Origin of the sequence: Rugamonas apoptosis (assembly GCF_014042355.1) — a bacterium.
Taxonomy (GTDB): Bacteria; Pseudomonadota; Gammaproteobacteria; order Burkholderiales; family Burkholderiaceae_D; genus Rugamonas; species Rugamonas apoptosis.
Genome location: NZ_JACEZU010000003.1, coordinates 570677 through 591793 on the forward strand (window position 1 = coordinate 570677; position 21117 = coordinate 591793).

At 57.9% G+C, this 21117-nt stretch carries 22 protein-coding genes; 9 read left to right on the forward strand and 13 right to left on the reverse strand.

The window, feature by feature from the left end:
• Positions 1-99: 99 nt before the first annotated feature.
• On the forward strand, positions 100-414 hold the full coding sequence (locus tag H3H39_RS09210; protein ID WP_182153034.1) for a hypothetical protein: 315 nt from the start codon (positions 100-102) through the stop codon (positions 412-414).
• A 1-nt stretch (position 415) separates the two neighbouring features.
• A complete protein-coding gene (locus H3H39_RS09215) occupies positions 416-1624 on the forward strand; it encodes a DUF1173 family protein (RefSeq protein ID WP_182153035.1) in 1209 nt (402 codons plus the stop codon).
• A gap of 10 nt (positions 1625-1634) precedes the next feature.
• On the opposite strand, the gene H3H39_RS09220 is transcribed toward H3H39_RS09215, so the two are convergent.
• Genes H3H39_RS09220 through H3H39_RS09230 form a run of 3 tightly spaced genes read right to left on the reverse strand, consistent with a single transcriptional unit; the run spans position 1635 to position 3390 of the window.
• Entirely contained in the window at positions 1635-2285 is a 651-nt protein-coding gene (locus H3H39_RS09220) for a hypothetical protein (protein ID WP_182153036.1), read from the reverse strand.
• A complete protein-coding gene (locus tag H3H39_RS09225; protein WP_182153037.1) occupies positions 2278-2958 on the reverse strand; it encodes a protein mobD in 681 nt (226 codons plus the stop codon). The genes H3H39_RS09220 and H3H39_RS09225 overlap by 8 nt, the downstream gene beginning before the upstream one ends.
• Before the next feature lie 27 nt (positions 2959-2985).
• Positions 2986-3390: a hypothetical protein gene (locus H3H39_RS09230; RefSeq protein ID WP_182153038.1), complete on the reverse strand. Its 405-nt coding sequence runs from the start codon at positions 3388-3390 to the stop codon at positions 2986-2988.
• 752 nt (positions 3391-4142) lie between these two features.
• On the opposite strand from H3H39_RS09230, the gene mobA reads away from it, so the two are divergent.
• The 6 genes from mobA to icmT all read left to right on the forward strand — a co-directional run bounded on the left by mobA (position 4143) and on the right by icmT (position 9615).
• Positions 4143-4442, forward strand: coding sequence for a plasmid mobilization protein MobA (mobA, locus tag H3H39_RS09235; protein ID WP_182153039.1), 300 nt, complete (start codon positions 4143-4145; stop codon positions 4440-4442).
• A gap of 141 nt (positions 4443-4583) precedes the next feature.
• Complete coding sequence (traI, locus tag H3H39_RS09250; RefSeq protein WP_311196880.1) at positions 4584-6746, forward strand: TraI/MobA(P) family conjugative relaxase; 2163 nt, start codon at positions 4584-4586, stop codon at positions 6744-6746.
• 85 nt (positions 6747-6831) lie between these two features.
• Positions 6832-7293, forward strand: coding sequence for a DotD/TraH family lipoprotein (locus H3H39_RS09255; protein ID WP_182153043.1), 462 nt, complete (start codon positions 6832-6834; stop codon positions 7291-7293).
• A gap of 7 nt (positions 7294-7300) precedes the next feature.
• Positions 7301-8170, forward strand: a complete 870-nt coding sequence (locus tag H3H39_RS09260) for a type IV secretory system conjugative DNA transfer family protein (RefSeq protein WP_182153044.1) — start codon at positions 7301-7303, stop codon at positions 8168-8170.
• A gap of 15 nt (positions 8171-8185) precedes the next feature.
• The gene (gene traJ, locus H3H39_RS09265) at positions 8186-9349 is read left to right on the forward strand and encodes a plasmid transfer ATPase TraJ (RefSeq protein WP_182153045.1); all 1164 of its coding nucleotides are present in this window, start codon (positions 8186-8188) and stop codon (positions 9347-9349) included.
• A complete protein-coding gene (icmT, locus tag H3H39_RS09270) occupies positions 9346-9615 on the forward strand; it encodes an IcmT/TraK family protein (protein WP_182153046.1) in 270 nt (89 codons plus the stop codon). The genes traJ and icmT overlap by 4 nt, the downstream gene beginning before the upstream one ends.
• Before the next feature lie 116 nt (positions 9616-9731).
• On the opposite strand, the gene H3H39_RS09275 is transcribed toward icmT, so the two are convergent.
• The 6 genes from H3H39_RS09275 to H3H39_RS09300 all read right to left on the reverse strand — a co-directional run bounded on the left by H3H39_RS09275 (position 9732) and on the right by H3H39_RS09300 (position 14358).
• Positions 9732-10085, reverse strand: a complete 354-nt coding sequence (locus H3H39_RS09275; RefSeq protein WP_182153047.1) for a hypothetical protein — start codon at positions 10083-10085, stop codon at positions 9732-9734.
• Between the two features lie 67 nt (positions 10086-10152).
• Complete coding sequence (locus tag H3H39_RS09280) at positions 10153-10533, reverse strand: hypothetical protein (RefSeq protein WP_182153048.1); 381 nt, start codon at positions 10531-10533, stop codon at positions 10153-10155.
• 59 nt (positions 10534-10592) lie between these two features.
• A complete protein-coding gene (locus H3H39_RS09285) occupies positions 10593-11159 on the reverse strand; it encodes a hypothetical protein (protein ID WP_182153049.1) in 567 nt (188 codons plus the stop codon).
• 146 nt (positions 11160-11305) lie between these two features.
• Positions 11306-11953 (reverse strand): DcrB/PsbP domain-containing protein, encoded by a 648-nt coding sequence (locus H3H39_RS09290; RefSeq protein WP_182153050.1) that lies wholly within the window; start codon positions 11951-11953, stop codon positions 11306-11308.
• Positions 11954-12185: 232 nt separating this feature from the next.
• On the reverse strand, positions 12186-13205 hold the full coding sequence (locus H3H39_RS09295) for a hypothetical protein (RefSeq protein WP_182153051.1): 1020 nt from the start codon (positions 13203-13205) through the stop codon (positions 12186-12188).
• An 862-nt stretch (positions 13206-14067) separates the two neighbouring features.
• Positions 14068-14358, reverse strand: coding sequence for an H-NS histone family protein (locus H3H39_RS09300; protein ID WP_182153052.1), 291 nt, complete (start codon positions 14356-14358; stop codon positions 14068-14070).
• 164 nt (positions 14359-14522) lie between these two features.
• On the opposite strand from H3H39_RS09300, the gene H3H39_RS09305 reads away from it, so the two are divergent.
• Positions 14523-15182 (forward strand): DUF1003 domain-containing protein, encoded by a 660-nt coding sequence (locus tag H3H39_RS09305; protein WP_229217937.1) that lies wholly within the window; start codon positions 14523-14525, stop codon positions 15180-15182.
• Positions 15183-15378: 196 nt separating this feature from the next.
• Here the strand turns inward: H3H39_RS09305 and H3H39_RS09310 are convergent, their stop codons facing one another.
• The 4 genes from H3H39_RS09310 to H3H39_RS09325 form a co-directional block, all read right to left on the reverse strand.
• Complete coding sequence (locus H3H39_RS09310; RefSeq protein WP_182153053.1) at positions 15379-15606, reverse strand: hypothetical protein; 228 nt, start codon at positions 15604-15606, stop codon at positions 15379-15381.
• An 85-nt stretch (positions 15607-15691) separates the two neighbouring features.
• On the reverse strand, positions 15692-16405 hold the full coding sequence (locus H3H39_RS09315; protein WP_182153054.1) for a hypothetical protein: 714 nt from the start codon (positions 16403-16405) through the stop codon (positions 15692-15694).
• Positions 16406-16997: 592 nt separating this feature from the next.
• Entirely contained in the window at positions 16998-17438 is a 441-nt protein-coding gene (locus H3H39_RS09320) for a tyrosine-type recombinase/integrase (RefSeq protein ID WP_311196881.1), read from the reverse strand.
• A 464-nt stretch (positions 17439-17902) separates the two neighbouring features.
• A partial coding sequence (locus tag H3H39_RS09325; protein WP_229217938.1) for a beta strand repeat-containing protein occupies positions 17903-21117 on the reverse strand: 3215 nt, incomplete at its 5' end.

Here is a 21117-nt window from a genome sequence, read left to right on the forward strand (position 1 = left end):
TAACGCCGCATTTATAGGCGTTAAACGCCTCTATTTGAGGTGGCTCAAGACCGTTTGGATAGAATGGACAATACAATCGGGCACAAGTGGAGGAATCGTATGACGGACGATGTGAGCGGTGTGTGTTACCCCAAGGGCGATTTGCGACGCATGTTGGCCGTGCTAGGTGCCATTGAGCAATTGCCTCAGCCAACGCTGACGTCGATCTCGATTGCGCTCGGATTCGGTCCCAAGGGTGGCCATACCGTCGCCCGGCTGATCGAACAGGCGCGGACGCAAGCCTGTGTCGGCATTTCCAAGTCGCGCTTCTGCTTTCACATCGATTCCTGGGGGCCGTTCTTGCAGCGCGACGGCGCTGTCATGGCGTGGTTCGGCCGACGCAATGCCATTGCGGAGGTGCTAGAGGAGACATGAGATGGAATCGATGCTGCGCTTTGGTGAACGCGATTGCCCAGTGAATGGGGCGGATTTTCAGCGCCTGGCCCGCGACGCGTACGAACGGCATGCGCGTCCCCGCTGCATGTGCCGTTCGCCAGGGATCGAGATGTACATCGCAAGGGTGGGTGGCCAATTCATCGTCAAACGCATGCCTGGCACAGGAAGCCGCCATGCGATGTCGTGTGGTTCCTATGAGGCTCCCGCCGCCCTGTCCGGTCTGGGTGACGTGCTCGGTGGCGCGATCCGCAGCCTCCCGGACGAGGATGGCACCATCCATCTGCGGTTCGAATTCACCATGACGCAGCGGCGGCCAGCCGCGCCGGCGGGAGAAGCGACGCCGGGCGGCCAGGCCGGCCAGGTCGCCAGCGATGGCGGCCGCCTTTCCTTGCGTGGATTGCTGCACTATCTGTGGAGCGAAGCGGGATTGCACCGCTGGTCGCCCGCCATGCACGGCAAGCGCAACTGGTTTGTGGTGCGCAAGTACCTCATGATGGGGGCGCAGAATAAGGTGGCCCGGGCGGGGCTCTTGGGAGAACTGCTCTATGTGCCCGAGGTGTTTTCGGTCGATGCCAAGGACGCTATCATCAGCCGCCGGATTGCATTCTTCGAGCGCACTCGCACGGGGACGGGGCGCGCGCGGCGGTTGATGATACTGGTCGCTGAAGTCAAGAAGCTCGAGGATGCGCGTTTTGGCCGGCGTCTGGTCGCGTGGCATCTCCATGACTGCCCGTTCTACCTGCGGCGTGATATCGGGGACCGGCTGGTGCGGCGCTTCGCGCCGGAACTCGACTTATGGTCCGCGTATCCGGAGACCCATTTGATCGCATGCGCCACATTCGGCATCGCCGACAGCGGCGTTCCCGCTATCGAGGAATGTTCGCTGATGCTGGCCGATTCCCACTGGCTGCCGTTCGAGACGACATCGGAGAGAAGCTTGATCGAACGCTTGGTGGTTCAACACCGCCGCTTCGAAAAGTGCCTGCGCTACAACCTGCCGGCAGATCGGCCGCTGGCGAGCGCCGTGCTGTCCGACACGGCGGAACCCGTCGCACTATACGTGCGGTCAGGCGATAGTCCGTCGGACGAGGAAGCGCCGTCGTCGCCGGACGACGAGAGCGGGCTGCGGGAGTGGTTCTGGCATAGCGGCCAAGAGACCATGCCGGCGCTGCCACCGCCACGCTGCTAGTGGTGGTCTGTTATAGCGTCGGCACCAGGAAGGCGACGGCGAGGAGCAGCAGGATCACCGCGCGCAACAGCAAGTCGGTACGCAGTCCCCCGTTCAGTTCGGCACGTGCATGCCAGATCGAAAGCAATGAGCTGCTGACGCCCGCGATCGCCCCGATCCAGCCCGCCGGAGCGCGCGCCGCAGTGGCGAGCCACAGCATGATCAACGAGTGATAGCCGGTCGAGCGTGGCGCCCACCAGGGCATGTTGCCGGTACCGAGCGCATAGCCGACGAACAGGCACAATGAGCCGAACGCCACCATTCCCAGCGTGAGCCAGCCCCAGGCCTGCATTTGCGACGCCAGCGTCAATCGCAGCGCGACCGCGTCGCTGGCCCGGTTCACCGCGTCGGACAGGGTGCGGATCGCCTTGCGTGTCTCGGCATCGGCGATGGCTGCGATGGTGACGCGTTGCTCCTCGACCGTCTTCTTGATCTCCGCTCCGACCATGCCGGGATAGCGCCGGAACAGGGTGTCATACGATTCCAGTGCCAGCAGGATGATCCAGATGGCGTCGTTGTCGCCCAGGTCGAGCGCCGATTTCACGCGGTACAAGCTTTGGATCTCCTTGTCGGACGGCTGCCGGCCTAGCAGGCGCTCGAACGATCTTTCGACGTCAGTCATAGAGCACCCCGCCCAGGGTGGCGTGGACGACCTGGCGCCACCGCGTCAATTCCGCCCGATTGCCGAGCGGGAGTTGTTTAGCCGCTTTGTCCACCGACAGACGTTTCGAATACAGGTCATCGCTGACGCGATCGGCCAGATCGGGAAAGTCGACGGACTTCCCGCCTTTCTCCTCCACTTGCGTGCGCAGCTTCGATCCGTTGTACAGTTCGAACTTGTGTGGCTCGCCATAGTAGTTGTTGCGCACCACGTGGATTTGCGAGGCGGGCATGTCGCGCATGTATTCCCCCAGAAGTTCCAGGCTGTCGCGCTGGCGGTTGATCACCCACAGGGTAACCACCCGGCGCGCCAATTCATCGAGGGCTGCCTGTAGCGTCGCCGCATGGTCGGTGACGCCACGGTTGTTCCGCGCGGCCGTGTTGACGATCACGGGGCCGTCGCGGTAGCCGTCGCAGGCGTTGATGAAGTCGATCCAGCCATTGGCGTCGTCCAGGTCGATGGGCTCGGCGCGCATCTCCTTTTCGTACATCTTCCACACGTCGGGGTTCGACGTGTCCGATTCGATGAGCAGAGGCGCTTCGCCACGCGCGCGTACCATGTCGATCACCCCAATGCTGACCATCGATTTTCCAACACCGCCCTTGCCGCCGCCGATGATGATGATGTCGTTCATAGTTCCTCCTAGGGTAGGGTGATTCGTTCACAAATCTTCGTTGTCCGGCGCCGGTGAAAATCGGGCGCTCGAAGTGCGGGACAAGCCGCGTTCGTCGGGCTTTGGTGGAGGCGTTGCGGCGGCCGCGCCCTTGGTTTTTGCCGGGGAGGCTGGTACGCCTAATGTTCCTGGCATGGCGCGCTTGCGCTTGGCACCACCGCCGCCGATGCGGGCCATATAGGTGCGCAAGGTGCGGGTGGAAACTTGCACACCGTGCTCGGCCAGGACGTTCGCGATCTCGGTATAGGTATATCCCTTTTTGAGCAACGCGCGTATATCGTCGGCGAGCAACCTCACGGCGTCAAACATCGATGCCACCTTCGCTTCCCTGGGGTTTTCCGGGAGGTTGGCGAGCGCATCGCGGATTTGGCCGATCGGTTTGATGTTGTGCATAACCACAATGAGATTTCCTTCCCCTCCAAGGCGGGCAAGACGCGGTCGCCGGACCGTGTCACGCACCAGTTTCCATTTTGTCGGCAGTAGCGTTGTGCGACTTGATGCGGATCAGTGTCACGCGTATTGCCACTGTCATCACCGACGTGTCGCCGCGTTCATCGAACCTGAAGCGCACAGTAGTCGTGGCGGTGTCGCATGCGGTTGCGACCCTGGTCGCCAGGCAGTTGTTCGTGTCTCACCTCTCCGTCGCGAAGTAGTATCCGATGGTGACAGGCTGTCGCCAATGACGTCGCGCCATGATGCATGGAAGTGGCGTGGACGTGGTTCAATTTGTCGCGCTGGCATCACGTGGTTGTCGCCATGCTGTGCGCGGATGTCGCGCACGTGTTGCCCACGTGTTTACCACTTGTCGCAATCCGGTGCTGGCGCGTTGTATTGCGTCGCGTTGAAGTCGTATTGGCGTCGTACCTGGTTTGCATCAGCGTCGCGATTGTGTTGAACCGTTTGATATGGATCAGTGGCAGGCGCGTCGCCGGTTGTATACCGCGCCTGGCGCATCTACAGTGGGCTCAGGGGCGATGGATTTGGTGGAGGGGAGGGGACAGGGTAGGGTTTGCTATACCGCCGCGAAGCGACGGCACAGCAACCGGCGCAAGCCAGTCGTTGCACTCCCTCCATGTGCCTACCACCCTGCTCAGGGCGTAGCCCCGAGACCCCGACCGAAATCGATCGCTGACACAGGCAAGGTCATGAGCACGCAAGAGAAACGGATCAAGACGTCGATGGTGATGGTGCGCGTGTCACCCGAGGATCACGCCGCGCTGGCCGAGCGCGCGCGCGACGTGAACATGACGGTGCCGGCCTACATGGTGTCCTGCGCGCTGGGCCGACGCACCCGCAGCCAGGCCGACGCCCACATCCTGGAGGAATTGCGCCGCCTTGGGGAGCAGCAACGCGCGCTGCACGCCAGTGGCGATGGGACGCTCACGGCCCAATATGGCGCCGTGCTGGTGGAAATCGTCGGCGCCATGCGGCGCCTGGGAGCATGATGTGGCCACCTTGCAACGTAGCTGTATGCATAGTGCTCCGGCCCGGCCGCGCCGTGCCTGGCATGGCGCCGCCAGCGCGGTGCGGCCGACCGAAGGGGGCGCCGTTGGTACAGACGTTCTTAGCAAGCACCGGAGCCCGCCATGCTAGCCAAGGTGGTACCGCTACGGCGCGACCGACGTTCCGATTTTGGCAAGCTGGTCGCCTACGTGACGCAACGTGACGAAGAGAAGGAGGAATTGACAGATGAGCTCGATACAGGCGAACGACAGCGACACATCCGCATTCTTGACAGCGCTCACGCGCATCTCCGATCAGCAGAAGACCATTTGCGCCCAGCTGGACGAACTGCTGTTATTGATGCAGCTGCCGTCCGAGTCCGTGCTGCAGGTGTTACGCGGCCTGCTGCTGCCGATGAATTCGAATATCGACGTATTGGTGACGACGCTGCAGACGCGGCTGGGGGAGGCTTAGATGGCGATCAACATCAACGAGGTCTTGCCATTGCTCGACGCCATCTCAACGCAGCAGCGGGACATCTCAGCGCGCTTGTCCAAGCTGATCACGATTTTCAGGCGCGAGCCCGAGCCCGTCGAGCCAGTATTGCGTTCCATGCTGAAGCCGTTGCGCGAGGGTATGGACGAGATGCGGGAGACGTTGCAGGCGCCGACGCCCCGCGATTGACGGCGGGCGCGCAGCGCATCGGCCAGGCGCCGGGGATCGTCTGCCAGCACAATTGCTTTTCGCTGGCGACGGCGGCGGCGGAAATGCGTGCCGTCGCGGCGCAGAACGCCCGTGTCGCCAATCCCGTCTACCACGTGATCCTATCCTGGCCTTCCAGTGAGCACCCGACCGACGATCAGGCGTTCGCCTGCGGCGCGCACGCGCTGGCGGCCGTCGGTATGGGCGGCCACCAGTACGTGTTTGGCATCCACCGTGACACGGGCAACGTCCACCTGCACATCGCGGTGAACCGGGTCAGTCCATTGACGTTCCGGGCCGTGTTTCCCGACAGGGACTTCTACAAGCTCGATCGGGCCATGCGTGAGTTGGAATTGCGCTTCGGGTGGACGCACGACCATGGCCCATATGCGGTGTTGGACCGGGAAGGACGGAAGGTCGTTGACTGGTGCCGCGCATCGCCAGACACCAAGGGGCATCTGCCCACGGCGGCGGCCGATATGGAACGCCACGGTGACCAGGAAAGCCTGAACAGCTATATGCGCGGCGCGCCTCGCCTGGCCATGGTCGAGTTACTCAAACGACCTGATGTCGCATGGCGCGATCTGCATGGCGAGCTGGCGCGCTGGGGCCTGGAACTGCGGGAAAAGGGGCAAGGCTTCGCCATCCACGACTTGCAGTCGGCAACGGCTACGCTGGTCAAGGCGAGCGACATGCATGAACAGTTGTCCAAGGCGCGCCTGGTCAGGCGGCTAGGAGACTTCGTGCCGTCGGCGAAAGAGTACGGCACCCCTGAGCAAACCTACGACAAGTACCGTCCGCCGATGCGTGACCAGGTCGAACGCGCGGACCGCCGGGAGGAGCGGGCGCGGGCGCGGCGTGAACTGCGCGAGCAGTATCAGGCCTATCGCGCCGCGCTGCCACCGATGCTGTCGGTCCGTGCTGAGACGCTCAGGCGCTTGGCCCAGTTGCGGCTCGAGGCCCGCCGGCGCCGCCAGCTGGCGCGCGCCACCTTGACGGATCGGGCGGCCCGCAAGGCCCAGTACAGCATCATCGCGTTTGAAATGCTGCGTGCGCGCGAACAAATCCGGACCGATATGCGGGCCGAACGTGAACGGATCGCCACCGCGTACCGCGCCAATACCCTCACGTTCCGGCAGTGGGTGGAGGGCCTGGCCGCCACCGGACACCGGGGTGCGATCAGCCAGTTGCGTGGCTGGGCCCATGCGGCGCAGCGCAAACGTGCCGGTTCGCCGCCTTCGGTTGGCGACAACCGCCTGTGGTTGACGGACCCGGGTACGCCGTCGCCGGCGGATCTGATGCCTGGCGTGCCGTTCAAGGTGCGCCGGGATGGTTCGATCCGCTACGCCGCGGGCCTGGGGCTGATTGATCATGGTGGTTCCATCGAGGTGCTGGGCGAAGAGCCCGCCGACGATGTGTTGCTGGTGGCGCTGTTGCTGGCAGCGCGTACGAGCGGCGCTGACGCCGAGCCACGTGGGAGTGAAGCGTTTGAGCGCCAGGTCCGGGCGCTGGCCGCTCGCTGGTCCACCGCGAGCGAACTCAAACGCGAGCTGTCACGTCGCCGCGACGCGCTCAAAGTGACGCGAAACGACGCGTCGCCTTAATCCAGATCGAACTACACGCGGACTGTAATTGCCTAAATTTGTTCGCATCGTAATATGAATGCGAACAATTCTAGTGGAGGAAATCATGAAACAAGCTATATCAATAGTCCTGCTGCCCATGGCGGCATTGCTGGCCGCATGCGCGTCGCCCCCCCTGGCGCCGCCGCCGGTGAGCGCGACGGCGACGATCGACCAGCAGATACTGGACGCCGCCGCCAAGGTCGATGCCGCGCAGGTTGCCCTGTTCCGCGCGGCCGCCATCAACCGCGAGCGGGGTGACTTGGTCATCGCGTCCATCGACACCACACATCCCATCAGCCTGACATGGCATGGCGATGCCAACCCGTTGCTGCTGCGGCTCGCGGCTGGACGCGGCCTGGTGTTCCAGCCGATGGGCGCGCGGATGCCGTTGCCCATCGCGCTCGATGTGAGTGACGAGAATTTCGACAGCGTCCTTGACCGGGTACGCTCCCAGGTGGGCTATCGCGCCACTATCGACGTGTCGAATCATGTGCTGACGCTGCAGTACAACCGTCCGAAATCGTGAGGCCACCATGAAGACACTGATATTGACGGCGATGCTGCTGTCGCCCTATGCCGTGTGCTGTGCGGCCGATGTGGCGCCGGGCGCCGCGGCACGACAGGATATCGAGGCCGCCGCAAGCCTGGATAGTTTATTGCGCGTGCGCGCTCCGGTCGTCTCCGATGAGAGCGGTATCCGCACCACGTTGCTGCGCGATGCGGGCCGCAAGCTGGGCTTCCGGGCGGGCATGCGGGCGCGTGGGGCCGTCATCGCGCGCCAGCTCGACGCCAGGGCGGCCGCGCTGGACAAGATGTTCCAGTTCTCCACCCTCGTGTCGGAGGATGGCGTGCTGCCCCCCGTCGTGGACCAGGCCATGGACGTCGCCAACTTCGCCACCGGTCAGGTACGGACGGCCGATCTTGTGCTGCGCATCGCGCGAGAGGAGCGCTTCGTGGCCGTTCCCCCCACGTGGCGCGATTACCTGCTGACCGGGCTGGTCTTCAAAAATGTCGACTTGCCTGATCCGGACGCGCGTCCCAAGAACGACGTGGAGGCGGAGACGTGGCGCCAGGCAGTGAGCGCCGGATGGAAGGATGGTGGTGCGCAAGCGGACGCCATCCTGGCGGCGAACTTCAATCGCCTGACGCGGGACTACACGGGGATGCTCACCTACAGCGCGCTGCTGCAACAGGGCATGATTCGTCGCACCAAGGTGGGCGAGGGCGTGCGTGCCGTCGCCGGCGATGGGGCCGAGTTGCACATCGGGGAACGGCTGCGCCGCATTGTCACCCGTGCCGCGCTGGAAACGGATGAGGGACGCTGGCATCCCGGTATCGTTTCGGCCTCCGACCCGAAGCCGCCGGTCTCGACCGAAACGGGGCCGGTTGTCCTGGTTCCCTGAGCGCGAGAGAACACCATGTCAACTCCAGCGATCGTGCCATTCGATTTTCACGGTGACATGTCGGCGTTGGCCTTCAAGCGCTTTCTGCGCTCGTGCGCCGAACTCGGGGTCTCCGACATATTGATCCAGGGGGGGGACCATATCTGGGTCGAGATCCACGGCCGGCAACGCCGCGCGAGTGTCCACACGATCAAGCAGGGCCAGCTTTCCTCCCTCATTAGTTCGGTGTGGCAGGCCGAAGTCGAGAGCCACGTGCGGGGAGGGCGGGGCGCCGACCGTTCGCTTGAACTGAGCGGAGAAGAACTGGGCATTGAGCGCGGCAAGTCGATCCGTTTTCGTTGTAATTTCGTACAGGCGCGGGTGGCCCGTATCGACGAGGCGTATTCGATCACCATGCGCGTCATCCCCACGGAGTTGCCCGATATCCTGACGATGGGAATAGAGCCGGACCTGCTTGAGGCATTCTATCCGGCGATGGGATTGGTGCTGGTGTGCGGTCCGACCGGGTCTGGCAAGACGACGCTGCAGGCTGGCGTGTACGCGCTGGCGGGACGCGAGATGCCGGACCGGAAGGTCATCACCTACGAGGATCCGATCGAATTTGTGCTGGGTGGCCCGCACTGGAAGGGGCCGCAACCGGCGCAATCGCAGATTGGCCGGGACATCAAGACCTTCGCCGACGGCTTGCGCAATGGGATGCGCCGCAAGCCCAGCATCATCGGTATCGGGGAAGCGCGCGACCTGGAAACCATGGACGCGATGATCGAGGCCGGCCTGACCGGCCACTTGACCTATGCGACCGTGCACACGGAATCCGTGCCGGAGACGATCAACCGCGTGATCCAGGTCTATCCGCCAGCCCAGCAGTCGGCTGTGGCCTCGCGTCTGATGGGCGCGCTGCGCGTCATCGTCGTGCAGCGCTTGCTGAAGACGACGGATGGCCGGCGCCAGGCCGTGCGGGAATATATCGTCTTCGACCGGGACCTGCGCAACGAGCTTCAGGCGCACCACTACGAGAAATGGGCGCCCCTATTGCGCAAACGTCTCGAGGACAACCTGGCCACGCTGGAGGACAAGGCATGGCGCTTGTTTGAACAGGGCAGGATCGCCTCCGGCGAATTCATCGAACTGGCCGGCCACATGGCGTTCCGCAAACGAGAGAAGGAGCAGCAATCATGAGCCATTCCATCTGGCGCAGCGCTGGTCGTGTGCCTTCGGTGCTGGGCATACCGTGCATCGCCTACATGCCCATCTTCCTCTGGCTGTTCCACATGCGCTGGTGGACGTTCTGGACCGCGCTTGGTTTTATTGTTTTCTTCGCGGTGCTTAGCTGGTTCGGCCTGACATTTCGCGTTCTGTGGGCCAAGTCTTTGCATCTCTTACGCGGAGGGCGGGTTCATGCGCGTCCGTGGTGGTATCGTAACCGGTTCCTTGACCGGGATTGATCGCAACTATGCCGTGAAATTGACCCGGTTTCAGGCGTATTAGCTCTGACGCGAACTTACACCAAATATCAGAAGACCGGCGGCTACCGCCCCACAGCGGACAATCCCCCTTCTACCTAGAAATCAACATACTTTGCCCATGCCATGCCGAAATAACCTAACACAGCACCAATCAGTCCAGCGAGCAGTACACCTTCAAAAGGCCACCGCCATAAAATAGACAAGAGCAACGAGGCGATTATTCCGAATGAGATTCTTCCAAATGAACTGGGCTTGATCTTTAAGTCAGATTGCGGATCGAACGCGTAAATACCACCCAACAAAAAACCAAAACAACCCAAGGATGCTATCCAGAGCAATAAGCGCTGCCACGATCCAATCCACGATGGTACAGCGTAGAGTAATGCGACGCCCCCAGAGATTGCAGCAAAAACCATCGCGAGGAAAAATGCCTTGCGGAAGTTGGTCATACTGATCCTAATGAGAAACAATTTCGTCGGGATTGGTAACGTCTGGAATTGGCCGAGAACGGTCCGATTAATTTACCACGCTGATTTGCTCTAACGTTGCGTATCTATTGCTCCCATCCGACGTAACAGCTATTTCGACCAAAACATCAGCGCCATTTAGTGCCGGAATGACGCACTCGACTATTGCGAGAAGATTTGATGAATTAGGCGCGAAGAACTTTACGTCGCAGCCGAACTCAAGATTGCGAGCTAAGCCGATAGCACCAACCTGACCAAAGCATTCCGCCAGGTCTTCTCGAATTGCAGTTGCTGGTCCACGGCCAAGCGCTACGGCATAACCAAAGCGGGCCGCCAGAGCATCCACTTCACCTGCGCACAAAAGATGCGCAACATCCCGGCCAATCGCCTTTAGTGCTGCATCATCGATTTGGCTATTGATAATCTGCATTCTCACGCGCCTATAAGTGACCGACAGCTATTGGCCGACTACAGCCCGGAATAAGTAAATTAATGATGCCGGTAATTTTTACAGGTTCTTATTGCACGCTCATCTCGAACGCCATCATCGTACTTCACCCAGCTCTTTCGGCCGGCAACGCGAAGCTGCTTAAGCAGAATCCATTGCTCAACCTTTGGGCGACGACTCAGCTCGAAATATGTATCATCAGCTAGTGGTAACCCACCTTCAATCTCATGTCCGTCAATCCAGGCGTGGTAATACAGATACTCCCATTCGGCCAATGCATACACTTCAGTCCCAACCTTTAAGCCAAGATGGTTGTTGTCAAAGTCATCACGCTTGACCACTGCCAGGCCTGGTTCGGTAACCACATCCCGAACGTCAAGTATCGCAACTCGGTCTTTTGTTCTAAAGGTTTGTAACGCTTTCGATTTATCGTCGGGCGTCTCGTACCCGATAGAGGGACCTTTTAAAGTTATCTTTAGCGGAAGAGCACAGTCCCAATAGTCGCCGACGAAAGTTATTGGTATCGGTGGTGGCGAGCCTTGTGGAAGCGCCATGCACGGGAGACATAGTGCTAACAGGGCGGCTGAAAAAATAAAGTGTTCAAACATAAAAATCTAGTTTTGAGCGTCAGCTTGTGGCGACTTCGGCCTGCCGGCACATAGTATCGCGTGTCGTGCCGTGCCCCGTCGCGGACACTTTGTGTTGCCTTAATTAATTCAGAAAATTGGTATCTTTGAGAATGAGTAATGCCGCCTTACTTGCACGACACTTGAACGTTGACGAAGTTGGCAAAGTCACCGAAACTCAAAGCTCCGGAGCCACCAGTGAGCGTGCAGGTCTGCCCTATTGGATTGGTTTTTACAGTCACCTCGTAGCCACCCGCACGCCCTGCGTAGACGGCCTGCTTGGCGTAATTATCCGCAAACAGATACAGGCCGTTGTCCGTGACAGTCAAAACGCTCGCGCCGTTGGCAAAGGTAACACTCTGGCCAGAAGCCAATCCAGAAACCGTCACGCCGACATTGAAATTGGCAAAGGCAAGAGCGGCCGGTTGACAGGTGACTACTACCGTCGGAACACTTGTCACTCCTTGTGGCACTGTGCCACTTCCACTCAGCACGTTGCAGTTGTAACCGCTCGGTTGGGTGACCAGCGTAACGTTATAAGCAAGGCCCGCAGCCACTTTTTTATTGAATGTAAAAGCACCGCCCCCCGTAACGGCGAGCGTTTCAACATCACCATTTTTTAACAGCACCGTTACACCGGTCGGCATGCCGCTCACCGCCCCGCTTATCGCCGCCTCTGTGGGGGCCGCAGTATCTGCGCCTGCGTTGGTACTGCTACCACCGCAGGCAGCCAAGGCTGCCGTCAAAACCGTCAGGAAAAGTAAGTTATTGCGCATGGTTGTCATCCCAAAAATCGAAAAGTATCAAAGATATCAGATTTCATAAATGACAAATTCACGGTTTCCCACGCTGTTGGATGTGTTTCACAGCCGTGATTGCTGGCCTGTGCTGGCAATGTCCATATCCATGTTGGCTAATGGCCGAACTCGGCCTATCTTGTCCAGAATATCATCTTGCTCACATGGAAGTTGCACGAATTGTCACGCCAAGGTAAAGCCCACTCCGAAATCATCGGCCAAGCGCGAATAGAACACCAACGTGGTGCAGGTCGCGATCATTCATCTGTGCGTATGTTTTGACCCTGCTGAACGAATAGTAGAGTTTCGTTTTGCCGGTCAGCGCGTAGTCGAAATGCAGGGTGAACAATCCATGCACCCGAAATTGATTGTCGTCATACCTGTTACGCGCAAAGTATGGCCCTACGCCGAAGGACGCAGTTACCATCGGGACGAGTGGCTGGACCAGCCACACCTGTAACGCTTCACCTTGCCTGTCAACGCGAGTGCCGTCGTCGCCTTCGTGCAAGTACGATGCGGATGCGCTGAGGTCGCCGAAATCGCGTCTTGCCTGGATTGCGCCCCCGCTCGCCCAATTCGTGCCGGACATATTCGTGATAGCGCGCCCCCAGGCTCCACCAAGCCAAACCCGTTCGCCTGGCTGCACCTCACTCGCGTATGGGGGAGGATCGGTAAAGTGCCTGCCGACGCCAAATTGCAATGAGTCGGAGTGGAACGTGTCGGGCATCGATGCATGATTGAGTGCCACGCGGATATGCGCGGGCGCCATCGATGCAGGAGTGACCAGCAATGCGACAGTGGAGAGCGTCCCCCGGCGCGCGCTGTCATACTGTACGCTGCGGATTGTGGTCGTATTCATGCTGGAGTAGACGCCGGTGCCTATCTCCGCCGTCAAAGCGGAACTGAGCTTCGAAGAGTAGATCAGCTGTCCGGCAAAACCATCCCTGTGATTGTTATCCGGATGTCCCTCGTTGTAGTGCACGATATCAAATCGCAAGGTTGACGTCGCAACGCCTGTGCCGGCTCCGAAGAGAGGGAGGTCATGGCCGAGACGAATTTCAAAAGGGCGCCAACGCATTAGTTTATCGTCGCCGGCATCGTTGCCGGAGATGCGTCCATTGCCAAATGTGAATGACGCATAGGCCCCAGGGTCTGCAGGCTCCAAGAGCGAACTCGCGAACGAAAATCGGGCAAAGATGAGTAAAGAAATGAAGCAAAATGCGCTGCGCATTAAATTCCCTTTTCGTGATAGCTGAATATTCGCTGTAAATTTGTACTGAAAACTGCTCGGCCGTTCCCACGAATTTGCAGGAAGTCTAATCCACGCCAGTAGCCCGATTTCCCCTGTCTTGTTGGCGGGAGGTCGGGGAGAGCGACCTGGCTTTTCCAGGCATAATTTGACGCTGGCGCCATCCTCATCTGGTTCCCTTACGAGATGGCCGGATGACTCGGCGCGACCCATCCTATCGTTTGTCGATATCTACGTCCCGAAGCCACGAAATCCCCCTGTGCGGAGCGATGACCATCAAGCAGATTGGACAGAGATTAGGCACCGCTTGCAGACTTGCCCAAGGTCGAAGCAAGCCTCGTAAGCCGCGGAGAATTTTGAAACTACTCCACCTGGAACGTAAGGAACAGGGATCTGAAGAGTTGTGCGGCCTTAGGACAGGTGTTGCTCCGCAGCGGAAGGCAGATACTTTAGCGGGAAATATGAACCGCGCTCGTAGGCACCTTGCTTCCGGTAGATATACGACTATTTAAGAACGACTGTACGAAAAATTTCGTACGCCACGAGAGCAAAAAACAAATATGCAAACCACGAGATGGCAAAAAAAGGCACAGCCGGGAAGTGGATCACCTTATCAAATATCGTATATGCCGTGGAAAAACCAAAAGCGGCAGCCAACAGCCAGTTCTTCTGTTTAGTGAAAAGGCCTGCACACGTTACCGAACCTGCCAAACTAAGAATTGTTGCAATCTGCATCTAAATTATCAATCAAAATAGCCACTACTTTACGTACCGCTGCGGCGAACGGTCGTAGCCAAACCTGTCTCTACAATTTCAACTGCTGCCCGAACTCGGCCAACACCGATCACTTAATCAGGTACTCGTCCTTGTTCTTGCCGGTCAACCAGAGCGGGGCGCGGCCGCGGCCAGTCCAGGTCTCGCCAGTCGCCGCATTTCGGTACTTTACTGGAACTGGTTGACGGACCTTTTCTGACTTCGGCTTGGCATTGCTGCCAAGGTCGTTCAGCGTCAGTCCGTAGTTTTTCATGATATCTGCAATCTGAGCTTTAGCCGCAGCCAGTTCAGCAGAACGTGCTGCTTTGGCCTTGTTTTCAAGTTCCGCGATTTGTGCTTTAAGTTCAGCATAGGTGCTCATGTTGAATCCTTGTATTGGTTAGCAATGCTCGTAATTTATCATCTTGAAGATGATAAATCTAGCGTGTTGTATGGAAGGAGACAAAATTCGCATTGGGATTCAACCGGACGCGAAACTATAAACTGTTAGGTAAGCGGAATGTTGCGATAAATAATGAAGGTTGAATGTACTACATCGAAAACCGGCGTGCATTAATATGGGAGGATGAATTTGGCGTCCGGAAAATTGGTGTATATTACACTGTAATTGAATTTTTAACTATGATATGCATACATGGTAATTTCCTAGGGGGAAATATGAAATCGTCACAAATCAAGAGTTTATCTTCGGCAGGCGAGTCTGATGTTGACCACCTGCGTTTTCATCGTCAGCACGAACATCTATCCAAGACATTTGGTAATGACTTATTCGGGCTGAGAGCGGAGGCCTTCGCCCGCTTTTTTGGGACGCCAGTTTTTCTTGGTGCGCAGACCTTGCTCGTCGTCGCCTGGATTGCGGCAAACGTACTGGGGTTGACGCATTTTGACGTCTATCCCTTTATCCTTCTGAATTTGGCATTCAGCCTACAGGCGGCCTATGCGGCACCGCTCATCTTGCTCGCGCAGACTCGCCAAGCTGCGCGGGACAAGGCGCACGCTGATGCAGATGCCAAGCACCGCGAAGCAATTGCAATTGCGTCAACCAGGCAATCTGCGCAAATGCTGGAGCTACTTCGCCAGAACACAGAATTGACGGAAATCACAAAAACAATGGCGGAGCGTATCGAAAAGCTGACGGCAGAATTGCACCAGCATATCCTGCGGGATAGTGAGCAAAAAGGCTGAGACCCTGGCTTTGCATCATCGTCACCTTAATCTCGTGTAATTAGGTGAACTGGCCATTCGCATATTGTTTATAGGAAAATCGTCTTGGTCGGTTTGGATAGCCTTCTTTTGATATTTTAGTCATGTTTGCCTCGCTTCCTTTAGGCCCGGTAAGTCCGCATTTGACCGAACGCCACAATTGGAAGCAGGGAACACATCAAAAGGTTATCTTGAGAATCTGCGCACCAAGAGTCATCACACTGATATGAAGGGTGCCATCGGGGGCGCCAATCATTGCTCCGATGCCGCCCATGGGAATGGCAGACAGTTCTGGGATACGCATCATGGCGATGTTCCCGCTTTGGTCCATGCTGCATACGATATTGGAGGGGACAGCGATCGTGTAGATAATTCCCGCTTGATCAATCGCGATCTGGCTGTCCAAACGGCTTCCGATGGTGCGGACCAGGTCGCCGAGACGGGCGATCGTGCTTACTCAGTCCGACAAAGAATCGCATATTCACGAACGTCTAAGCAGGCGTCCTCTTTCCAGGCAGAGGATTTATGAGCGGTTTACCGAGGCAACCAGCCCCCCTAAGCTCGTCGATTAATTCCTGTAAGCGAACCAGAGCCTCGGTGTCGGCCGTTAGTGGCGGCATCGCCTCGGTCCGAATTAGAACCCCGCTGCCCAGATGCTCCGCCTGAATATGCGCAGGTAATTTTTCCAAGGCCTGTTCATCACTCCAGTATGTCAACCAGCCTACCGGCTTCTCCTTGAGAGGTTGTCCGGTTAGCATACGTACTTTGCGACGAACCGCCACGCCGTAAACGGGGGCGGTACAGCTGATCAGGGTCCTAAACACTTGCTCCGCAATCTCAGACGTCGCCAGGTCGGCAGACATCTGCAGCACGACATTGTCGGGCGAAAAGTTCCTGCGACTGCCAGCACACACTGAAACGAAGCAACCCGATCCCTCGGTATCGGACGAGGTCACGAAGCTGTTTGAAAAAGACATCTTCGGCCAGGCCGCCATCGTGAAATCCTTGCGGTCCGAGCCCTCCGTTTCAAATGCCCAATCGTGAGGCTGGTTGTGGGCCACGCAGGCATCGAAATTGGAAAAATCCGGCAACATGGCTTGGTAGCCATTCGACCGGAGCACAGCATAACGCGCAAAACAAGGCGCACTACGCTGCAACTCCTTCAAAAGGTGGGATAACCAGTCCGTATACTGGCGCCCCGTCATCGGCCTGCCTGACCAATATACGCACAGAGAAAGACTATCGTCGGATAACCGCATAATTCCCCTTACTAATGATAAAGCACCGTGACGGTGACGCTGTACAGATTGTGGCCGGCAATAATCTGTTTGACCGAATCAGCCACCTGCAGATGGAACGATAAGCTAGGTCGGCTCTCATATTGGTGGCGATATTGCTATTTTCGCGGGCGGCAGTTCCTTGGCCGTATTCGGCCGGCTATGAATGCTGGAGTTCCAGGAAATCTGCCACCGTTTGTTGCACTTCCTTTGAGGCACGCGAATGTTTGAGGACTTGCTTTATTACGGAGAGCCAGCCCAGGTGTACATCGCGCGAAACCTCGGAATTTAAAATTCGACTCACCATCCAAACGTTTAGGTCTGCTGGTTGTCTCAGCACTGAGTCTCTGAGAAAAGATTCATATCCGGGAATTGACTCAAGCACATGGACAAGTGGTCCCGGCGAACCTAGCTCAGCGTCCGGGGGCACCGTCACCACTTCGATTGTTTGCTTGTTCCTAGTCATATGCACAGTCCTATCCTTATCCGTAAGAATAACGCATAGGCTGTGTCCGGGGATTCAGGGGGCTATCTCACGGACCGCCCTCAGATTCTTTGTCCGGCGGTAGATCAAAGTTGGCTTTGTTCGGCGTAGGATATGCGTGCTGTACGCGGTAGGATCCGGTCCTATCTCATCGAACCTCTGATGAACAATACGGGCATACTGCCTAGTTGAGATATGTGGTGAGTTCCCGACTCGGCTCGGGAACAAGAAGTCGCTATGCCTAAGTGCCGCAACCGCGGTCCATTCATCCAGGCTTTTGCGCGTGCCGGTCGTCAATTCAAACTGCACCGGCTGCTTTGTTTTTTGCTGCATCACAGGGGCCCGGCTGGTGACGTGACCGCCGTGGCAAACATCTTGTACCCTCAGATGAACAAGATCGCAGCCCCGCAGCTTGCTGTCAATGGCCAAGTTGAATAATGCAAGGTCCCGCCGTCGCCCATAGATTTCCAGGTGCACTCTAATCGCCCAGATCTCGCTGATCCTCAGCGGCGCTTTCTGCCCAATCAGTTTGCCCTTGTTCTAAGGGATGCCATGTTCGCAGGCTATACCAGTACGGGTATGTCCCGATGATGCCGGCCACGTCCAAGGACGGAAGCAGTAGCACGCCGTCGCCCCGTGCGCCCGTAGGCAGGAGGGGGCCTAGGGGCAATAGGCATCCTTTAGCGGGAGGCATTTCTAAGGTGTTGGAGGAAACTACTACCTCAGTAAGTAGGCTGCTGAAATACCTCTGAGGCACCCCAAGTTTTGGCCACACAAGGGGTACTCCACCCCTTAGCGAGGTCAAAAAACCGCTTGTAGCTCGTTTTACGAGGTCAGCAATCAGGCGTAAGAGGCCGTCAACCAGTATTTCAACAGCCTGTTAGAGGTAGTAGGAAATTCCCTCGCAAGAAATAATAGCACTCAATTGTGTCATTCAGACATCAGCCAATAATAAAATCTGCCGCACTTAAGTCTGCACGATGGACCCCAATCAAGGTTAAGGTATCTCCAAGACTGTCACTAATGACAACATTGGAACCAACGTCCACCGCATGTGCCAGTACGGCAGTGGTATCGGAAAATACCGCGCTGGAGAATTGGACTATATCGTGGTTCACGGTAGTGGCTAGAAAATCATTAATTACATCTTTTCCGAAGTTTGCAGCGAAGACGAATTTGTCTACGCCTTGTCCGCCAAATAACATGTCGTTGTGTCCGGCAATGTTGTTGATTAAATCAGCGCCAGAGGTGCCGATGATTGCATCAACGTTTGGCGAGGCATTATTTCCTGCGGCATCTGTCGCGGACAGGCTGAAACTACGTACTCCAATACCTTGGGCAGTAATGATGGTCCATGTCCCTGAACTGTTGGTCATGCCGGTGCTTGCTGCGTTGGAGGCAAGATCTGTAACCGTAACAGTGGTTCCAGAATCGCCCATTCCAGACAGTGTGATTGTCGAATTGGAATTTAGTTTAGCTACGGAAAAAGCAGGATCGGCGATTGTTCTGTCGAGAGTAAAGGAGATCGAACCGGTCTTGCTGACGTTGCCCGCCAGATCCGTGTCCACCACGCTGACCGTGTGTGCGCCGTCCGCCAATTGGGTTGGGTCGTAGTTCTTGACCACGCCATCGACGGTGACGACGCGGCTGCCGCCGTTCTCCAGCGCACTGAATGTAAGGGTAGCATCGTTGGTGATTTTATCGGTCTTGGAGATGCCGGTGTCGTTGGACAGTGCCAGTGTTGGGTTGGCGATGGTCTTGTCGAGGGTGAAGGTGATCGAACCGGCGGCGCTGACGTTACCTGCTACGTCAGTGTCTGTCACCGTGACGGTATGGGTGCCATCCACAAGGTTGCCGGCATTGTAGCTGCCGACGGTATTGCCATCGACCTTGATAACGCGAGCGGCACCGCTCTCGGGGACGCTGAATGTCAACGCCGCGTTATTGGTCACTTTGTCGGTGTTTGACGTGCCACTGTCGGTTGTCAGGGAAACGGTCGGGGTGGTGATCGTTTTGTCGAGTGTGAAGGAAAGCGAGCCGGTCTTGCTGACGTTGCCCGCCAGATCCGTGTCCACCACGCTGACCGTGTGTGCGCCGTCCGCCAATTGGGTTGGGTCGTAGTTCTTGACCACGCCATCGACGGTGACGACGCGGCTGCCGCCGTTCTCCAGCGCACTGAATGTAAGGGTGGCATCGTTGGTGATTTTATCGGTCTTGGAGATGCCGGTATCGTTGGACAGTGCCAGTGTTGGGTTGGCGATGGTCTTGTCGAGGGTGAAGGTGATCGAACCGGCGGCGCTGACGTTACCTGCTACGTCAGTGTCTGTCACCGTGACGGTATGGGTGCCATCCACAAGGTTGCCGGCATTGTAGCTGCCGACGGTATTGCCATCGACCTTGATAACGCGAGCGGCACCGCTCTCGGGGACGCTGAATGTCAACGCCGCGTTATTGGTCACTTTGTCGGTGTTTGACGTGCCACTGTCGGTTGTCAGGGAAACGGTCGGGGTGGTGATCGTTTTGTCGAGTGTGAAGGAAAGCGAGCCGGTCTTGCTGACGTTGCCCGCCAGGTCCGTGTCCACTACGCTGACCGTGTGTGCGCCGTCCGCCAATTGGGTTGGGTCGTAGTTCTTGACCACGCCATCGACGGTGACGACGCGGCTGCCGCCGTTCTCCAGCGCACTGAATGTAAGGGTGGCATCGTTGGTGATTTTATCGGTCTTGGAGATGCCGGTGTCGTTGAACAGTGCCAGTGTTGGGTTGGCGATGGTCTTGTCGAGGGTGAAGGTGATCGAACCGGCGGCACTGACGTTACCTGCAACGTCAGTGTCTGTCACCGTGACGGTATGGGTGCCATCCACAAGGTTGCCGGCATTGTAGCTGCCGACGGTATTGCCATCGACCTTGATAACGCGAGCGGCACCGCTTTCGGGGGCGCTGAATGTCAACGCCGCGGTATTGGTCACTTTGTCGGTGTTTGACGTGCCACTGTCGGTTGTCAGGGAAACGGTCGGGGTGGTGATCGTCTTGTCGAGTGTGAAGGAAAGCGAGCCGGTCTTGCTGACGTTGCCCGCCAGGTCCGTGTCCACCACGCTGACCGTGTGTGTGCCATCTGCCAATTGGGTTGGGTCGTAGTTCTTGACCACGCCATCGACAGTGATAATGCGGTTGGCGCCGTTCTCCAGCGCACTGAATGTAAGGGTGGCATCGTTGGTGATTTTATCGGTCTTGGAGATGCCGGTGTCGTTGGACAGTGCCAGTGTTGGGTTGGCGATGGTCTTGTCGAGGGTGAAGGTGATCGAACCGGCGGCGCTGACGTTACCTGCAACGTCAGTGTCTGTTACCGTGACGGTATGGGTGCCGTCCACAAGGTTGCCGGCATTGTAGCTGCCGACGGTATTGCCATCGACCTTGATAACGCGAGCGACACCGCTCTCGGGGGTGCTGAATGTCAACGCCGCGTTATTGGTCACTTTGTCGGTGTTTGACGTGCCACTGTCGGTTGTCAGGGAAACGGTCGGGGTGGTGATCGTCTTGTCGAGTGTGAAGGAAAGCGAGCCGGTCTTGCTGACGTTGCCCGCCAGGTCCGTGTCCACCACGCTGACCGTGTGTGCACCATCTGCCAATTGGGTTGGGTCGTAGTTCTTGACCACGCCATCGACAGTGATAATGCGGTTGGCGCCGTTCTCCAGCGTACTGAATGCAAGGGTGGCATCGTTGGTGATTCTATCGGTCTTGGAGATGCCGGTGTCGTTGGACAGTGCCAGTGTTGGGTTGGCGATGGTCTTGTCGAGGGTGAAGGTGATCGAACCGGCGGCACTGACGTTACCTGCAACGTCAGTGTCTGTCACCGTGACGGTATGTGTGCCGTCCACAAGGTTGCCGGCATTGTAGCTGCCGACGGTATTGCCATCGACCTTGATAACGCGAGCGGCACCGCTCTCGGGGGCGCTGAATGTCAACGCCGCGTTATTGGTCACTTTGTCGGTGTTTGACGTGCCACTGTCGGTTGTCAGAGCAATGGTTGGGGTTGCGATCGTGGTGTCGAGGGTGAAGGCGAAGGCTGCGGCATCGTGGGTGTTGCCGGCCACGTCGGTGGCGCGCACGATGACGTTGTTGCCGCCTTCGACGGCGCTGAAGCTGCTATTCCAGGTGG

What these genes read in the sequence shown, in the direction of transcription:
- H3H39_RS09285 (WP_182153049.1), bottom strand. Translation starts at nt 11,159, where the DNA reads ATGTTTGAACACTTTATTTTTTCAGCCGCCCTGTTAGCACTATGTCTC.
- H3H39_RS09305 (WP_229217937.1), top strand. Translation starts at nt 14,523, where the DNA reads ATGTACTACATCGAAAACCGGCGTGCATTAATATGGGAGGATGAATTT.
- H3H39_RS09225 (WP_182153037.1), bottom strand. Translation starts at nt 2,958, where the DNA reads ATGAACGACATCATCATCATCGGCGGCGGCAAGGGCGGTGTTGGAAAA.
- H3H39_RS09275 (WP_182153047.1), bottom strand. Translation starts at nt 10,085, where the DNA reads ATGACCAACTTCCGCAAGGCATTTTTCCTCGCGATGGTTTTTGCTGCA.
- H3H39_RS09315 (WP_182153054.1), bottom strand. Translation starts at nt 16,405, where the DNA reads ATGACGGGGCGCCAGTATACGGACTGGTTATCCCACCTTTTGAAGGAG.
- H3H39_RS09290 (WP_182153050.1), bottom strand. Translation starts at nt 11,953, where the DNA reads ATGCGCAATAACTTACTTTTCCTGACGGTTTTGACGGCAGCCTTGGCT.
- H3H39_RS09230 (WP_182153038.1), bottom strand. Translation starts at nt 3,390, where the DNA reads ATGCACAACATCAAACCGATCGGCCAAATCCGCGATGCGCTCGCCAAC.
- H3H39_RS09210 (WP_182153034.1), top strand. Translation starts at nt 100, where the DNA reads ATGACGGACGATGTGAGCGGTGTGTGTTACCCCAAGGGCGATTTGCGA.
- icmT (WP_182153046.1), top strand. Translation starts at nt 9,346, where the DNA reads ATGAGCCATTCCATCTGGCGCAGCGCTGGTCGTGTGCCTTCGGTGCTG.
- H3H39_RS09255 (WP_182153043.1), top strand. Translation starts at nt 6,832, where the DNA reads ATGAAACAAGCTATATCAATAGTCCTGCTGCCCATGGCGGCATTGCTG.
- H3H39_RS09215 (WP_182153035.1), top strand. Translation starts at nt 416, where the DNA reads ATGGAATCGATGCTGCGCTTTGGTGAACGCGATTGCCCAGTGAATGGG.
- H3H39_RS09280 (WP_182153048.1), bottom strand. Translation starts at nt 10,533, where the DNA reads ATGCAGATTATCAATAGCCAAATCGATGATGCAGCACTAAAGGCGATT.
- mobA (WP_182153039.1), top strand. Translation starts at nt 4,143, where the DNA reads ATGAGCACGCAAGAGAAACGGATCAAGACGTCGATGGTGATGGTGCGC.
- H3H39_RS09300 (WP_182153052.1), bottom strand. Translation starts at nt 14,358, where the DNA reads ATGAGCACCTATGCTGAACTTAAAGCACAAATCGCGGAACTTGAAAAC.
- traJ (WP_182153045.1), top strand. Translation starts at nt 8,186, where the DNA reads ATGTCAACTCCAGCGATCGTGCCATTCGATTTTCACGGTGACATGTCG.
- H3H39_RS09220 (WP_182153036.1), bottom strand. Translation starts at nt 2,285, where the DNA reads ATGACTGACGTCGAAAGATCGTTCGAGCGCCTGCTAGGCCGGCAGCCG.
- H3H39_RS09295 (WP_182153051.1), bottom strand. Translation starts at nt 13,205, where the DNA reads ATGCGCAGCGCATTTTGCTTCATTTCTTTACTCATCTTTGCCCGATTT.
- traI (WP_311196880.1), top strand. Translation starts at nt 4,584, where the DNA reads ATGCTAGCCAAGGTGGTACCGCTACGGCGCGACCGACGTTCCGATTTT.
- H3H39_RS09260 (WP_182153044.1), top strand. Translation starts at nt 7,301, where the DNA reads ATGAAGACACTGATATTGACGGCGATGCTGCTGTCGCCCTATGCCGTG.